This window comes from Oerskovia sp. USHLN155, assembly GCF_037145535.1.
GTDB classification, from domain to species: domain Bacteria; phylum Actinomycetota; class Actinomycetes; order Actinomycetales; family Cellulomonadaceae; genus Oerskovia; species Oerskovia rustica.
On sequence record NZ_JBBCXG010000002.1, the window covers coordinates 36371 to 51090 of the forward strand.

At 72.5% G+C, this 14720-nt stretch carries 14 protein-coding genes; 13 read left to right on the plus strand and 1 reads right to left on the minus strand.

Annotated features, from left to right (window positions below):
- Positions 1 to 4: 4 nt before the first annotated feature.
- From WFH32_RS03105 to WFH32_RS03155, 11 genes are all read left to right on the plus strand, one after another.
- Positions 5 to 994, plus strand: a complete 990-nt coding sequence (locus WFH32_RS03105) for a TIGR03557 family F420-dependent LLM class oxidoreductase (RefSeq protein ID WP_336706203.1) — start codon at positions 5 to 7, stop codon at positions 992 to 994.
- Positions 995 to 1136: 142 nt separating this feature from the next.
- Complete coding sequence (locus tag WFH32_RS03110; protein ID WP_191796497.1) at positions 1137 to 1973, plus strand: STAS domain-containing protein; 837 nt, start codon at positions 1137 to 1139, stop codon at positions 1971 to 1973.
- Positions 1970 to 2374: an STAS domain-containing protein gene (locus tag WFH32_RS03115; RefSeq protein WP_051703261.1), complete on the plus strand. Its 405-nt coding sequence runs from the start codon at positions 1970 to 1972 to the stop codon at positions 2372 to 2374. The genes WFH32_RS03110 and WFH32_RS03115 overlap by 4 nt, the downstream gene beginning before the upstream one ends.
- Complete coding sequence (locus tag WFH32_RS03120) at positions 2371 to 2784, plus strand: ATP-binding protein (protein ID WP_191796496.1); 414 nt, start codon at positions 2371 to 2373, stop codon at positions 2782 to 2784. The genes WFH32_RS03115 and WFH32_RS03120 overlap by 4 nt, the downstream gene beginning before the upstream one ends.
- On the plus strand, positions 2781 to 3815 hold the full coding sequence (locus WFH32_RS03125; RefSeq protein WP_138824208.1) for an ATP-binding SpoIIE family protein phosphatase: 1035 nt from the start codon (positions 2781 to 2783) through the stop codon (positions 3813 to 3815). Before WFH32_RS03120 ends, WFH32_RS03125 begins: the two co-directional genes overlap by 4 nt.
- A 2-nt stretch (positions 3816 to 3817) precedes the next feature.
- The gene (locus WFH32_RS03130; protein ID WP_336706204.1) at positions 3818 to 5542 is read left to right on the plus strand and encodes an ATP-binding protein; all 1725 of its coding nucleotides are present in this window, start codon (positions 3818 to 3820) and stop codon (positions 5540 to 5542) included.
- Positions 5539 to 7218, plus strand: coding sequence for a SpoIIE family protein phosphatase (locus WFH32_RS03135; RefSeq protein ID WP_336706205.1), 1680 nt, complete (start codon positions 5539 to 5541; stop codon positions 7216 to 7218). The genes WFH32_RS03130 and WFH32_RS03135 overlap by 4 nt, the downstream gene beginning before the upstream one ends.
- 342 nt (positions 7219 to 7560) lie before the next feature.
- The gene (locus WFH32_RS03140) at positions 7561 to 8298 is read left to right on the plus strand and encodes a PAS and ANTAR domain-containing protein (RefSeq protein ID WP_336706206.1); all 738 of its coding nucleotides are present in this window, start codon (positions 7561 to 7563) and stop codon (positions 8296 to 8298) included.
- 111 nt (positions 8299 to 8409) lie between these two features.
- On the plus strand, positions 8410 to 9495 hold the full coding sequence (locus tag WFH32_RS03145; RefSeq protein ID WP_336706207.1) for an acyl-CoA dehydrogenase: 1086 nt from the start codon (positions 8410 to 8412) through the stop codon (positions 9493 to 9495).
- Complete coding sequence (locus WFH32_RS03150) at positions 9489 to 10964, plus strand: bifunctional PIG-L family deacetylase/class I SAM-dependent methyltransferase (protein WP_336706208.1); 1476 nt, start codon at positions 9489 to 9491, stop codon at positions 10962 to 10964. The genes WFH32_RS03145 and WFH32_RS03150 overlap by 7 nt, the downstream gene beginning before the upstream one ends.
- Positions 10961 to 11683, plus strand: coding sequence for a glycosyltransferase (locus WFH32_RS03155; protein ID WP_336706209.1), 723 nt, complete (start codon positions 10961 to 10963; stop codon positions 11681 to 11683). Before WFH32_RS03150 ends, WFH32_RS03155 begins: the two co-directional genes overlap by 4 nt.
- A gap of 215 nt (positions 11684 to 11898) precedes the next feature.
- Here WFH32_RS03155 and WFH32_RS03160 read toward each other — a convergent pair whose 3' ends face one another.
- Entirely contained in the window at positions 11899 to 13230 is a 1332-nt protein-coding gene (locus WFH32_RS03160) for an APC family permease (protein WP_336706210.1), read from the minus strand.
- A 90-nt stretch (positions 13231 to 13320) separates the two neighbouring features.
- On the opposite strand from WFH32_RS03160, the gene WFH32_RS03165 reads away from it, so the two are divergent.
- On the plus strand, positions 13321 to 13929 hold the full coding sequence (locus WFH32_RS03165) for a hypothetical protein (protein ID WP_336706211.1): 609 nt from the start codon (positions 13321 to 13323) through the stop codon (positions 13927 to 13929).
- Positions 13926 to 14717: a glycosyltransferase gene (locus WFH32_RS03170; protein WP_336706212.1), complete on the plus strand. Its 792-nt coding sequence runs from the start codon at positions 13926 to 13928 to the stop codon at positions 14715 to 14717. The genes WFH32_RS03165 and WFH32_RS03170 overlap by 4 nt, the downstream gene beginning before the upstream one ends.
- Positions 14718 to 14720: the final 3 nt, after the last annotated feature.

Here is a 14720-nt window from a genome sequence, read left to right on the forward strand (position 1 = left end):
ACGCATGACCAGATTCGGCTACACCCTCATGACCGAGCAGTCCGGGCCCAAGGACCTGGTGGACTACGCGGTGGCCGCAGAGAGGACCGGCTTCGACTTCGAGGTGTCCTCCGACCACTACTTCCCCTGGCTCGACAGCCAGGGTCACTCGCCGTACGCCTGGACGGTGCTGGGTGCGGTGGCCCACGCGACCGAGCGCGTCGACCTGATGACGTACGTGACGTGCCCGACGATCCGCTACCACCCTGCCGTGGTCGCCCAGAAGGCGGCGACGCTGGGGATCTTGTCCGACGGTCGCTTCACGCTCGGGCTCGGCGCAGGGGAGAACCTCAACGAGCACGTCGTGGGCAGGGGCTGGCCCGCGATCGACGAGAGGCACGGACTGCTGGTCGAGGCGGTCGACATCATCAGCGAGCTGTTCACGGGCGAGCTGCTGAGCTACCGGGGTGAGTACTTCCAGGTCGACTCGGCCCGCCTGTGGGACCTGCCCGCCGCCCCGGTCGAGATCGGGATCGCGGTCTCGGGCGCGCAGTCGGTGGCTGCCTTCGCGACACTCGCCGACCACCTCGTGGCCACCGAGCCGAAGCCTGACCTGGTCACCGCCTGGGACCGGGCGCGCGACGCGGCCGACCTCCCACCGTCGCGCAAGATCGGCCAGATCCCCATCTGCTGGGACACCGACCAGGAGCGCGCCCTCGCCAGGGCGCACGACCAGTTCCGCTGGTCGGGCCTGGGATGGCCGGTCAACGCCAACCTCCCGACCACGCAGGCCTTCGCGAGCGCCAGCGCGTTCGTCCGGCCCGAGGACCTCACGGAGTCGATCCCGTGCGGGCCCGACCTCGACGCGATCGTCGACGCCGTGTCGGCGTACTGGGAGGCGGGCTTCACCGACATCGCGCTCGTCCAGGTCGGCGACGAGGGGCAGCAGGACTTCCTCGACCAGGCGGCCGAGCCGCTCCTCGACAGGCTCCGATCCGCTGCACCGAGCGACTGAACCCGCCGCGCGACACGGTGGCCGACGCTCCGAGGCCCGGCGTCCTGGACGGTGGAAAAGTCCCGGTCCGCCCCCGCTAGAATGAGCCCTCGCCACTGCTTGGAGAACTTGAGCAGGCGGCAGAGACATGGAAGGAATGTCGATGGCCGACGTCGCCACAGCTGCACCCCTAGCCCTCTCCCAGACACTTGCCACCCGCGCGGACGACATCCGCGGCGTGTGGCTCGAGGCTGCCGCACGCGAGCTCCACGGTCGCACCTCACGAGGTGAGCTCGAGCGCGAGCAGGCCGAGATCTTCGACGCCCTGGTCGACGGACTTCGGGCAGGTGGCACCGTCGTGACGGACGCTGCGTTCGACCAGCTCCGCGGCATCCTCGCCGACGTCTCGGCGGTGCGCGCCCGGCTCGGGTTCACGCCGCGCGAGACGGCGATCGGTCTGTTCGCCCTCAAGGACGGCCTGTACCCCCTCGCCTCCCCCGACACCGACATCGTGCCGCTGCTGCAGCTCGTCGACCAGCTCGGTCTCCTGACGTTCGAGGCCTTCGCCGCGGCCCGCGAGTCCATCATCACCGAACAGGCCGAACAGCTCCTCGAGCTCTCGACCCCCGTGGTCAAGCTCTGGGAGGGCATCGTCGCGGTGCCGCTCGTGGGGACGCTCGACTCCGCCCGCGCCCAGGTGGTCATGGAGCGCCTCCTCAACACGCTCGTCGACACGGGCAGCGAGCACGCGATCATCGACATCACAGGTGTCCCCGCCGTCGACACCCAGGTCGCGCAGCACCTCCTCAAGACCGTGGTCGCGGCACGCCTCATGGGGGCCGAGTGCACGATCAGCGGGATCCGACCCCAGATCGCGCAGACGATCGTGGCTCTCGGCATCGAGTTCGGCGACATCCGCACACGTGCGACGCTCGCCGACGCCCTCGTCGACGCACTCCGCTCAGGCCGCGGGGCACGTCAGAAGGGCCTGCCCGCGTGACCGACGGCGTTCCCGTCCTCAAGATCGGCTCGACGCTCCTCGTCTCGATCCAGGTGGACCTGCAGGACGACACCGCCCTGCAGCTCCAGGAGGATCTCGCGACGCGGATCACGGAGACCGGAGCGCGCGGGGTCATCATCGACATCTCCGGCCTCGAGATCGTCGACTCGTTCATCGGGCGCATGCTGGCCTCGGCCGCCAGCATCTCCCACGTGCTCGACGCGACGACCGTCGTGGTCGGCATGCGGCCTGCCGTCGCGATCACGATGGTCGAGCTGGGGCTCTCCCTCGGGAACGTCCGCACCGCGCTCGACGTCGAACGTGCCCTCGCGCTCCTGGGCACGGTCGAGGAGTCTGCGGAGGACATCCTCCTCGCGGCCGCTGAGCGCGAGGAGAGATGAGCACCCCGACGGCGACCGTCGAACGCGTGCCCATCCTCACCGACTCCGACGTCGTCAAGGTGCGTCAGCTCGTGCGAACCCTCGCCCAGCAGGCGCGCCTCTCCCTGGTCGACCAGACCAAGCTCGTCACGGCCGCGAGCGAGCTGGCACGCAACACGCTCGTGTACGGGGGCGGCGGCGACGCCGAGGTGCAGCTGGTCACCGACGGCCCGCGGACAGGCGTGCGCGCCGTGTTCAAGGACGACGGGCCCGGCATCCCCGACCTCGACCTGGCGCTGACGGACGGCTGGACCAGCGGCGGCGGGCTCGGCCTGGGCCTGTCCGGATCGCGCCGGCTCGTCCAGCACTTCGCGATCGACACCGCGGCCGGGGCCGGTACGCGCGTCGAGATTGCGACCTGGTCACGATGACGGCATCGAGCGGAGTCGACGAGCGCCGCAGCATCGTCGAGAACGGCACCTGGTACACCGTGGACCACCCGTCGGCGGTCGGTCGCGTGCGCCGTGCGGCGAGCGTCGTCGCCCGGGACCTGGGGTTCGACGAGGACCGTGCGGCGAAGGTCGGGATCGTCGTCTCGGAGCTGGCCACCAACCAGGTCAAGCACGCCGGGTCCGGGAGGGTGCTCGTGCGAGTCTGCCGGACCGGGGACGCCGCCGAGCTCGAGATGCTCGCGGTCGACTCCGGCCCCGGCATGCGAGACATCACCGCAGCCATGCAGGACGGAGTCTCCACCCGCGGAACCCTCGGTATCGGGCTCGGCACCGTCCCCCGCCTCGCCTCCTCGTGGGACGCGTGGACCTCGCCCGGACAGGGCACGGTCATCGCCGCGACCTTCACCGGGCGGGGCACGGTGGCAGGGCCCCGTCGCCCGACCGGCGTGACCCGACCCATGACCGGCCAGGAGGCGTGCGGAGACGCGTTCGCCGTCCGGCACGACGCCGGTGTCGCGACCCTGATGGTGGCGGACGGCCTGGGACACGGGCCTCTCGCCGCAGCGGCCTCCGGTGCTGCGGTACGGACGTTCCTCGACGCTCCCCCGGGATCGCCCGTCGCACTCCTCGAGCGGGTGCACCGCGCCCTGTCCGGAACGCGCGGGGCCGCCGTCTCGATCGCCCAGGTGAGCGATGGTGTGCTGCACTACGCGGGCCTCGGCAACATCTCCGGGACCGTCCACGGCGACCGCGCTCGTGGCCTGGTGTCCCACCCCGGCATCGCCGGTGTGCCGACGCGCCAGCTGCGCGAGACGACGTACCCGGTCGAGCGGGGTGACGTCGTCGTGATGCACAGCGACGGACTCACCAACCGCTGGTCGCTCGCGGACTATCCGGGCCTCGCCGCCCGATCCCCCTTCGTCGTCGCCGGCGTCCTGCTGCGTGACCATGCGGTGCGCCCCGACGACTCCTGCGTGGCGGTGCTGCCCGTCACGTGGTCGGAGACCTGACCATGCCGATCCTCGCCACACAGCTCCGCTCCGACGCCGACGTGATCGCCCTGCGCCGCGCCGGCCGTGAGATCTGCCGCCAGCTCGGGCTGGACGTCCAGGACCAGGTCCGTGTCGCGACCGCGTTGTCGGAGATGGGCAGAGCAGCGGTCGCCACCGGGACCGCCGACGTCGTCATCGCCGTCGTCCCGGGCACACCCCAGGCGACCCTCCGCGCCGAGATCACCCCCGACGTCGCGTTCGTGCTCGACGGGGACTCGAGCGACGGTGGCGTCCCGGCGGCGCGGCGGCTCGTCCGGGACCTCGAGATCGAACCGACCGGCACCCGGGTCGTCCTCACGAAGCTGCTGAGCGTCACGGCCCGCGTCGACGAGGCCTCGCTCGCCCGCGTCCGACGGTCCACGGCCGCGGCCCACGTCGCCGACGCGCTGGACGAGCTGCGCGTGCAGAACACCGAGCTCGTGCGCACCCTCGACGAGCTGACGCAGCAGAAGGAGGAGCTCCGGCGCTTCAACGAGGAGCTCGAGGAGACGAACCGCGGGGTGCTGGCGATGTACGACCAGCTCTCGTCCGAGCTCGAGGAGACGAACACGGGGGTCGTCGCCCTCTACGCCGAGCTCGACGAGCGCGGTCGTGAGCTCGCGGCCGCGAACGAGGCGAAGACCCGCTTCCTGCGCAACGTGAGCCACGAACTGCGGTCCCCGGTCAACTCGATCCTCGGGCTGACGTCGCTGCTCGCCGACTCCCACCTCGACGCGGACCAGGCCCAGCAGGCGACCTACCTGCGGGAGAGCGCCACGACGATGCTCCAGCTCGTCGACGAGCTGCTCGACCTCGCACGGGCAGAGGCCGGCCACGAGGACGTCGAGCCGGCACCCGTCGACGTCGCCCGGCTGCTCGACGAGCTGCAGGGGACGACCCTCCCTCTCCTTCGGCCCGGGGTGACGCTCAGGACCTCCTGCCCGCCCGACCTCGTCCTCGTGACGGACCGGCGTCTCGCTGCGAGGGTGCTGCGCAACCTCCTGGCGAACGCGGCGAAGTTCACGGACGAGGGGCACATCGAGTTCCGCGCGGCGAACGAGGGCGACCTGGTGCGGTTCGACGTCCGTGACACCGGCCTCGGGATTGCCGAGGAGCACGTCGAGTCGGTCTTCGAGGAGTTCGTCCAGGTGCCGAACCGTCTGCAGCCCTCGGTGCGCGGGACAGGTCTGGGGCTGCCGTACGCACGGCGGACCTCGGAGGCGCTCGGTGGGACGCTCGTCGCCTCGTCGCAGCCGGACGTCGGGAGCGTGTTCACGCTCCGCCTGCCGTCGCTCCCGTCCGAGGCGTCGTCCAGGCCGGCGCGCGCCGAGGTCGTCCCTCAGGGCGGCGACCTCGGGCACGTGCTCGTCGTGGACGACGACCGGGCGTTCGCGTCGGTCGTCGTCGCGATGCTCCAGGGCCACGCCGCGCGCGTCAGCGTCGCGCACGACGCGTCGCACGCCCTGGCCCTGCTGCACGACGGCGCGGCGGACCTCGCGCTCCTGGACGTCCGTCTCCCGGGGACGGACGGGCCGACGCTCCGATCGAGGATCCGCGAGGTGCACCCGGCGACCGGGACGGTGCTCATGTCGAGCGCGTCCCTGCCGGTGCGGGACGACCTCGACGGCGTCCTCTTCCTCCCCAAGGCGGGAATCTCCCGTGACAACCTCGTCGCGACGTTGCGGCGGGCGAAGGAGGCCCGGTGACCTCCCCCCACACCGTGCTCGTCGTCGACGACACCGCCGCGCACCGGTACATCATGTCGAGCTGGCTCCGTCGTGCGGGCTTCGAGGTGATCGAGGCGGCGACCGGTGCCGAGGCGCTCGTCCGCACGAACCCGCACATCGACGCGATGGTTCTCGACGTCAACCTGCCGGACATCCACGGCGGTGAGGTCTGCAGGAGGCTCAAGGCCGAACCGTCGACCGCCCACATCCCCGTGCTGCACGTGTCCGCGACGGCCGTCGACGCCGCTTCCCGGACCGCCGGTCTGGAGGGTGGCGCGGACGCGTACCTGCCCGAGCCGCTCGATCGGGACGAGTTCATCGCGACCATCAGCGCCCTGTGCCGACGCCACGACGCCCAGCGAGGCGCGGGGCGCACGGCTCGCCGTCTCGAAGCGCTCACCAACGCCCTGGTCCCCCTGCACGAGGCCCGTTCGTACGAGGCCGTCGTGGACCACACCGCCCGTGGCGCCTGCGCCGTCCTCGGCCGGGCCGTGGTCGCGATGGTGGTCGCCGATGCCGGGCTCGTGCTGCGCTCGGTCTGCGTGACGGAAGGTTCCGCACTCGTCCGTGGCCGCGGGCCGTCGGCCGTCCTCGCCCCCGGCGACGTCAACCCGGCCATGTTCGGCGCGGACGAGGTCCCGGCTCCGTGGCTCCCCCTGCTGAAGGAGGCCGGGATCAGCCCGTCGCAGTGGTGGACCATGTGGCTCGTCGACAGCAGCGGTGCCCTCGTCGGCGGTCTCGGGATCCAGGTCGTGGACGGGGACAAGAGCCTCACGGACGAGGAGCAGGCGGCCGTCGGACGGTTCGCCGAGGCCGCGACCGTCGCGCTCTCGAACCTGCGGACGTTCGCGGAGGAGCAGCGCATCGCGCTCGCCCTCCAGCGCGCCCTCCTGCCGTCGAGCCTGCAGGTGAGCGGCCTCGAGGTGGCCGCCAGGTACGACGCCTCCGACGCGCGCCTCGACGTGGGCGGGGACTTCTACGACGCGTTCGACCTCCCGGACGGCCGGGTCGCCGTCGTCATCGGTGACGTCCAGGGCCACTCGCTCCGCGCAGCGACGGTGATGGCAGAGGTGCGCGTGACTCTCCGCGCCTACCTCCGAGAAGGTCATGACGCCCAGCACGCGTTGAACCTCCTGAACGATGCGCTGCGCTGCGACCACACCGAGTACGCGACCGTGTGCGTCTGTGTGCTCGACCCCCGGACTGGCGCCGTGGAGATCACCGACGCCGGCCACCTGCCCGCTCTCGTCGTCCGTGCGGACGGCACGGTGCTCCAGGTGAAGGAAGGCTCACGCCTCCTCGGCCTGCCGAACCCGGACGGTCGGCCCGTGCACCAGGACGTGCTGCAACACGGCGACCTGCTCGTGCTCGTCACCGACGGGCTCGTAGAGCGTCGAGGGGCCTCCCTGCCCGACGCCCTCGACCGGCTGGCCCTGCTGGCCGCCGAGAACGCCGGGGTCGACCCGGCGACGATGTGCGAACGCCTCGTCTCCGCCTTCGACGACGCGGGCCGTGAGGACGACGTCGCGGTCGTCGCCGTCGGTCGTCGCGCGGTGCAGCACGGGCCGACCACCTCGTCGGACGCCGTGCGCCTCGTCGACCGGAGGCACGCCCCGCACACCCTGCCGAGTGCGTCTCCCCTCACGATCACCTGACCGACGACCACGGCCGTCTCGCGACCGCCACGATCGAGGTCCTTGCAGCGTTCGACGTACCCCTCCTCCCCCTCGCCTCAGCCGTGCGTCGGGCGGCCACCTCGCACCTTGCCATCGTCCTCGGCGACCTCGCTCCCGAGGCCGACACCGTCACCGTCGACATCGCGATCACCGACGTCGCCGACGGCCACCTCTAGCCGCGGGCGGAGAAGGCACTCGTGTCGGACGGCCCGGCGTTCGCGGTCCGCGAAGCGCCCGTGCCTGGGTCGCGGTCCGGCGCTAACATCCGGTCAGGAGTCCGGAAGGAGGCTCCCTGAGCTTCCCTGCCCCCTAGGAGCTGAGATGACGACCTCGTACGACCTGGATCGCCCTCTTGACGCAGACCTCATGGAGGTCCTCCTCGCCGGGACGCCCCAACCCGTGGGTCAGTTCGTCCTGACCGTCCGCACGGGAACCTGGTGGTGGTCGGACGGGCTCTACGAGATGCACGGCTTCACGCCGGGCGAGGTGGTACCGACCACCGCCCTGATGCTCGCCCACAAGCATCCCGACGATCGCGCCCGCGTCGAGGCGGTCCTCACGAACGCCTGCTCGTCGGGTGAGCCGTTCGCGTGCGTGCACCGCATCATCGACGCGCACGGCCACACCCGGACCCTCGGGGTCGTCGGCCGGGCTCGCAAGGAGCCCGGGTCGGACGAGGTCACGCAGGTCTCCGGGTACTTCGTCGACCTCACGATCACGCAACGCGAGCTGTCCCAGCGCGAAGCGACGGCGGCCATCAAGTCCTCCGCACAGAGCAGGGCCGTGATCGAGCAGGCCAAGGGCGCGGTCATGACGGTGTACGGCATGACCGAGAACGAGGCCTTCGACCTCTTGCGCCACCACTCGAACGTCACCAACGAGTCGATCCGGCACCTCGCCCGCCGCCTCATGGAGACCCTCGCAGAAGGCTCCGGCATCGCCGCGCCCACGGCCGACGACCTCGACCTGTTCTTCGAGACGGCCCCGGTACCTCGGCAGGCGGCAGGCGAACCGCCGGCGAGCACGAACGGTCAGGGCATCCATCCGGTCCTGTCCTGACGCGGCCCGCCGTGGTGGTCGTCCTCACGTCCGCGCGCGGTACCGGCGGCGTGCGAGGGACCCGGAGCACGCCTAGTCTGCGGGAACCCCCGGTAGACCACAGGAGCAGTCGTGACCGATCCGAGCACCACCGTCCTCGAGCACCTCACCGTCGTCCTCGACCCCTCACGCCGGGACGACGAGCGCACCCGGCGCCTGGCGACGACCGTCGCGCGCGTACCGACGATGAGCGGGGACGTCATGGAGTCCCTGGCCTGGGCCGCCGAGGTCGGCAGGTCCACGCCTGCCCCGGGTACCGGCCAGACGCTCGAGCTGTGGGAGCTGCTCGCCTCGACCGCCGCGGCCGACGTCGGTGTCGCTCGGGTCCTCGAGCCGCACCTCGATGCGCTCGCGATCTTGGCGCACGTCCCGGACGAGGTGGACCTGCACTCGATCGGCGCCGACGAGACCAGCACCTGGGGCGTCTTCGCGGCAGAAGGTCCGGGCGTACGCCTGGAGGCTCAGGAGGGCGTGGACGGCTGGCGGCTCACGGGGGTCAAGCCGTGGTGCTCGCTCGCCGCGACGCTCTCGCACGCCCTGGTGACCGCGTGGACCGTGGACGGTCGGCGGTTGTTCGCCGTCGACCTGCGCGCTCCCGGCGTCCGCCCGGACGACGGCCCGTGGGTCGCGCGCGGGTTCCCGGAGATCGTCAGCGCCCCCGTGCGTCTCGACGGCGCAGCAGCCGTCCCGGTCGGGGGTCCCGGGTGGTACCTCGACCGCCCTGGTTTCGCCTGGGGTGGCATCGGTGTCGCAGCCTGCTGGTGGGGCGGCGCCGTGGGCCTCGCGCGTGAGCTGTATGCGGCGACCGCGCGTCGCGAGCCCGACCAGCTCACGCTCGCCCACCTGGGCGCGGTCGACATCGCGCTGACCAGCGCACGGACGACGCTCGTCGAGGCGAGCCGGGTCGTGGACGGCACCGCGGACGCCGAGGTCGCCCCCGGGGTGCTCGCCCGGCGGGTGCGCGGCGCCGTCGCGCGCACGGTCGAGGAGACCGTGCAGCGGTGCTCGCACGCCCTGGGTCCGGGTCCGATGACCGCCGACGAGGCCTACGCCCGTCGTCTGGCCGACCTGCAGCTCTACGTACGCCAGCACCACGCCGAGCGCGACGACGCCTCCTTGGGCCGTGACCTCGTGGCCCGCGGGACCGCGCCGTGGTGACGTTCGACCATCGAGACCCGGGCACCACCGAGGACGCCTGGAGAGCCGACGGCTTCTTCGACCGGCTGCCTCCCCTGGACCTTCCCGACGACGTGCCCCACCTCGTCGCGCTCGCCGCACACCCCGACGACGAGTCGCTGGGCGCCGGCGGCCTCCTGGCACGGCTCGCCCGCCGGGGCGCGCCGGTCACGGTCGTCGTCGCGACGGACGGCGAGGCGTCCCACCCCGACTCCCCCACGCTCTCACCTGCTCGGCTCGCGCGCCTACGACGTCGCGAGCTCGTGGACGCGGTCGACGTGGCAGCTCCCGGTGCCGCCGTGGTCTTCCTGGGGCTGCCGGACGGAGGCCTGCGGGAGCACCGCCCCACCTTGCACCGACAGCTGTCCGCGATCCTCGGCGCGTTGGCAGAGGACGAGCCTGGACGCGGAGAGCGCGCCCCGGTGATGCTGTGCGCTCCGTGGCGCAGCGACGGCCACCGCGACCACCGCATCGCCGGCGAGGTCGCGGCCGCGGTCGCCGGCGAGCAGGGCGCACGGCTCCTGGAGTACCCGATCTGGTGGTGGCACTGGGGCAACCCGGACGACCGGACCGCCACCAAGGACATGCGGGCGCTCACGCTCACGCCGCAGGAGCGAGCAGCCAAGAGGCTCGCGCTGGCCGCGCACCGGTCGCAGGTCGAGCCGCTGTCCCCGGACCCTCGAGACGCGGCGACCGTCGGGCCGGAGATGCTGCGGCACGCCGACCGCGACGTGGAGGTCTTCGTCGAGGCACCGTGCCCGTCGCCCGCCCCGCCCTCAGCGTCCGCACCGTCCCCGACGGCGGAGCCCGAACCGGGGTCGGGGCGTGGACCCGGGTCGGGGTCGACGTCCTCCGAGAGCCTGCCTGCCGGCTTCTTCGACGCGTTCTACCGCGGCCGCCCCGATCCGTGGGGCTTCGAGACGCGCTGGTACGAGGAACGCAAGCGCGCCGTGACGCTCGCGTCGCTGCCGCGCGCACGCTTTCGGGCCGGCCTGGAGATCGGCTGCTCGACCGGTGTCCTGACCGCGGATCTCGCCACCCGCTGCGACCGTCTCGTGGGGGTCGACGTCGCCGCGGCCGCGCTCGCAGCGGCCCGGGAGCGCCTCGGCGACGAGGTCGAGCTCCTGCGTCTCCAGACTCCTGCCGAGTGGCCCGAAGGGCTCTTCGACCTCGTGGTGCTCTCCGAGGTCGGGTACTACTACGGCGCGAGCGACCTGGAGACCGCGATCTCCCGTGCGGTCGGGTCTCTCACCGCAGACGGCGTCCTGGTCGCGTGCCACTGGCGGCACCCGGTACCCGAGTACCCGCTGCGGGGCGACGACGTCCATGCAGCCCTCGCTGCGCGCGCCGAGCTCGTGCGCCTCGTGCATCACCTCGAGGACGACTTCGTCCTGGAGGTCTTCGTCCGACCGCCGGGACGCTCGGTCGCCGCCGAGGCGGGGCTGGCATGAGCGCACCGGACCGCGTGACGCGACTGGCCGTCGTCGTGCCGGTGAACGACGAGGAGGAGCTCCTCCCCCGCTGCCTGGCCGCGCTCGACGCGGCCGTCGCGCGGATGCGGGACGAGCGACCGGCCGTGCGGGTCGAGGTCGTGCTCGTCCTCGACGACTGCACCGACGGGTCGGCCTCGCTCGCACGCTCGTCCCCGTACACCGTGCTCGAGACCGGATTCCGGCGGGTCGGGGCAGCACGCGCCGCCGGGGTCGAGGCGGCGACGGAGCTGACCGGCAGGGGCCGCCCGGCACGGCTGTGGATCGCGAGCACCGACGCGGACTCGGCGGTGCCCCCGCACTGGCTCACGCACCAGGTCGCGCTCGCGGAGGCAGGGGCCGACCTGGTGATCGGCACCGTGCGTCCCGACTTCGACGACCTCTCCCCCGCGCAGCAGGCCGCCTGGGTGGCGACGCATCCCGTCGGGCAGGCGAACGGGCACGTGCACGGGGCGAACCTGGGGATCCGCGGCGACCGCTACCTGGCCGCCGGCGGCTTCCTGAGGGTCGCCGAGCACGAGGACGTCGACCTCGTGGCCCGTGCCCGGGGCGCGGGAGCGCGCGTCGTGGCCTCCGACGAGGGCCGGGTCCTCACCTCAGGTCGTACGACGGGCCGCACTCCCGGCGGGTACGCACGGCACCTGCGCGAGGACCTCGTCCTGCCGGTGAGGGCCGGCTGAGACCCTCCGCACGCGCACCGGAGGGTCTCGTCACCGTGGCTCGGTGCCTGCACCTAGGCCTTGCTCGTCGGCGCGAACAGCGGGTCGGCGGCGTCGGCCGTCTCGAGGTCCGCGGTCGCCTGGCTCGTCGGCCACGATGTCGTTGATCGGTCGCTGCACGTGCAGGTACGTGCGCCCCTCCCTGCCCACCGGCATCTGGGGACCGCCGTCGATCATCAGTCCCCGCGGGTCGGCGTTGCCGTCCGCCGGCGGACGAGCCGCGTGACCAGGTAGAGCACGACACCCACCAGGACGAGAGCCCCCGCGCGGAGCCAGGTCTGCCCGGCCTGCTGCGTCAGGAGCAGGACGCAGCTTGCGGTCCCGAGCACGGGCACGATCGTCGCGACGCGGAAGTGGTCCTCCTTCACGGTGTCCCGGCGCAGGACCAGGACCGCGACGTTGGTGCTGATGAACACCACGAGGAGCAGGAGCACCACGGTCTCCGCGAGCGCACCCAGGTCTCCCGTGAAGACGAGCCCCATCGCGACGACGGTCGTCGCGACGATCGCGACCCACGGGGTCCGGCGGCCGGGGAGCACCCGGGCCAGACCTGCGGGCAGCAGTCCCTGTCGCGCCATGCCGTAGGTGAGGCGGCTCGCCATGATCATGGTGAGCAGGGCGCCGTTCGCGACCGCGACGAGAGCCACCACGGCGAAGACGCGCTCCGGTACGACGTCGGCGACCTTCACGACCTCGAGCAGCGGCCCGGTCGAGCCCGCGAGCTGCTCGGGGGGCGCCACCGCGACGGCGGCCACACCGACGGCGACGTACACGACGCCTGCGGTGATCAGTGCGCCGAAGAGCGCACGGGGGTAGACCCGCCGGACGTCCTTGACCTCCTCGGCCAGGTTGGCCGAGGTCTCGAAGCCGACGAACGAGTAGTACGCGATGAGCGAGGCCGAGAGGACCGCGAGCGCCGGGGTGGTGCCCTGGGTGAACTCGAGGGCCCGGCCCGGTGACGCGTCGCCCCGGGTGAGGACGACGGCCGCGAGCACCACGATCAGGAGCAGCCCGGAGAGCTCGATCGCGGTCATCGCGACGTTCGCACGCAAGGACTCCTGGATGCCGCGCGCGTTGAGCGCCGCGACGAGGAGCAGGAACACGAGCGCGACCGGCACGACGGGGAGGTCCACGAACGAGCCGAAGTAGTCGCCGGCGAAGGCGAGGGACAGACCCGCCGCGCTCGTGACGCCCGCGGCGAGCATGCAGAACCCCACGAGGAAGGACACGATCGGTACCTTGAAGGCGCGTTCGGCGAACACCGCGGCGCCCCCGGCGGCCGGGTACTTCGTGACGAGCTCGGCGTACGAGCCCGCGGTCAGCAGGGACAGTCCGAGCGCGACGAGCAGGGGCAGCCAGACGGCGCCGCCCACCTTCCCGGCCATCTCGCCGACCAGGGCGTAGACCCCCGCACCGAGCACGTCACCCAGGATGAAGACGTAGAGCAGGCGGCCCCCGACCGAGCGGTTCAGGGGCGTGGACGGGGAGGCAGTGGTCGTGGCAGACATCTGGGCAGGCTCGCACGGGTGCGCGCGACTCGCGACCTCCCGCGCCCCGGCCGCTGAGCGGGACTCCGCGGGGGTCGTTACGTTTGCTCGATGACCACCGGCCAGATCGAGAGACGCTCCACGGTGTCCACCGCCGTGGGAGACGTCGTGCGTGTCCTCGCAGGGATCGCGATCCCGGTGGGCTCCCTTCTCTACGGGCTCGTGGCGACCGCCCTGCTCTCCCTCGTCCTGCTGGGCGCGGTGATCCCCCGGGCCGTCGGTCTCAAGGGGCCGCTCGATCCGCTCGTCGGCCTCGTCCTGAGCGCCGCCGCCTGGATCGCGCTGCTCGACCTCTACGCCCAGCTCTCCTGGCTCGACCTCGCGGTGCACCTGGTGGCGACCGCCGTGCTCACGGTCCTGGCGTACGCGGTCCTCGTCTTCCTGGGGGCGCTTCCCTCGCCAGGCCCCCTGCTCGACGGCCTGGGCGGCAGACCCACCCGCTCTGTCATGGACGGCCTCTCGCGCCCTCGGCTCGGCGCCGTCGTCACGGCGACGGCGCTCGGGGCCCTGCTCGCCCTGCTGTGGGAGGTCGGCGAGTGGGCGGGCACCACGTTCGTGGACCCGGCGATCGACGTGGGCTACCTCGACACGCTGGGCGACCTCGTGGCAGGTGGGATCGGGGCACTCGCCGCCGGCGTCCTCCTGGTGCGCGGGTCATGAGCCCCACGTCCCGGGCCGACGCGTTGCCGTTGACCGTCGTCATTCCCGTGAAGGACGACGCACGGCACCTGGAACGTTGCCTCGAGGCCGTCGCCCGGCAGAGCCGGCCACCCCGCGAGGTGGTGGTGGTCGACAACGCCTCGACGGACGACAGCGCCCACGTGGCTCGGCGGGCGGGCGCCCGGCTGGTCGTCGAGCCCTCTCCCGGCATCCCGGCGGCCGCCTCGACGGGCTACGACGCCGTGGCGTCCGGTGTCATCGTGCGCTGCGACGCGGACACGATGCCCCCGCCGGACTGGCTGGAGCGCGTGCACGACGCCTTCGCGGCGGACCCTGGTCTGACGGCACTCACGGGCTCCGGGCGGTTCTACGACCTGCCTGTCGTCCGCGCTCGCCTCGCGCAGCTCTTCTACATGCGCTGCTACTACTGGGGGATGCATGCCGCGTCGGGCAACGTGCCCCTGTGGGGGTCCAACATGGCGATCCGTGTCGACGCGTGGCGCGAGGTCAGGCATCTCGTGCACCGGGACGACCCGCACGTCCACGACGACACCGACCTGAGCCTCCAGCTCGGGAGCGACGCTCGTGTGCGGTACGACGGTCGGCTGGTCGTCGGGGTCTCGGGGCGCACGTTCGAGTCCCGGCAGGCTCTGGCCCGACGGTTCCGCTGGGCCTGGCACACTCTCGCCGTGAACTGGTCGATCAGCCCGCCGTGGGAGCGATGGGCGGCGCGGATCGCCGAGCGGCGGCGCGCCAGGCGCGACCGGTCGTCCCCCGCGGCGCCGTGAGCC

Excerpts from the sequence above, each read along its gene's own strand:
- WFH32_RS03155 (WP_336706209.1), top strand. The coding sequence starts at position 10,961 with ATGAGCGCACCGGACCGCGTGACGCGACTGGCCGTCGTCGTGCCGGTG.
- WFH32_RS03110 (WP_191796497.1), top strand. The coding sequence starts at position 1,137 with ATGGCCGACGTCGCCACAGCTGCACCCCTAGCCCTCTCCCAGACACTT.
- WFH32_RS03125 (WP_138824208.1), top strand. The coding sequence starts at position 2,781 with ATGACGGCATCGAGCGGAGTCGACGAGCGCCGCAGCATCGTCGAGAAC.
- WFH32_RS03120 (WP_191796496.1), top strand. The coding sequence starts at position 2,371 with ATGAGCACCCCGACGGCGACCGTCGAACGCGTGCCCATCCTCACCGAC.
- WFH32_RS03130 (WP_336706204.1), top strand. The coding sequence starts at position 3,818 with ATGCCGATCCTCGCCACACAGCTCCGCTCCGACGCCGACGTGATCGCC.
- WFH32_RS03105 (WP_336706203.1), top strand. The coding sequence starts at position 5 with ATGACCAGATTCGGCTACACCCTCATGACCGAGCAGTCCGGGCCCAAG.
- WFH32_RS03140 (WP_336706206.1), top strand. The coding sequence starts at position 7,561 with ATGACGACCTCGTACGACCTGGATCGCCCTCTTGACGCAGACCTCATG.
- WFH32_RS03170 (WP_336706212.1), top strand. The coding sequence starts at position 13,926 with ATGAGCCCCACGTCCCGGGCCGACGCGTTGCCGTTGACCGTCGTCATT.
- WFH32_RS03160 (WP_336706210.1), bottom strand. The coding sequence starts at position 13,230 with ATGTCTGCCACGACCACTGCCTCCCCGTCCACGCCCCTGAACCGCTCG.
- WFH32_RS03165 (WP_336706211.1), top strand. The coding sequence starts at position 13,321 with ATGACCACCGGCCAGATCGAGAGACGCTCCACGGTGTCCACCGCCGTG.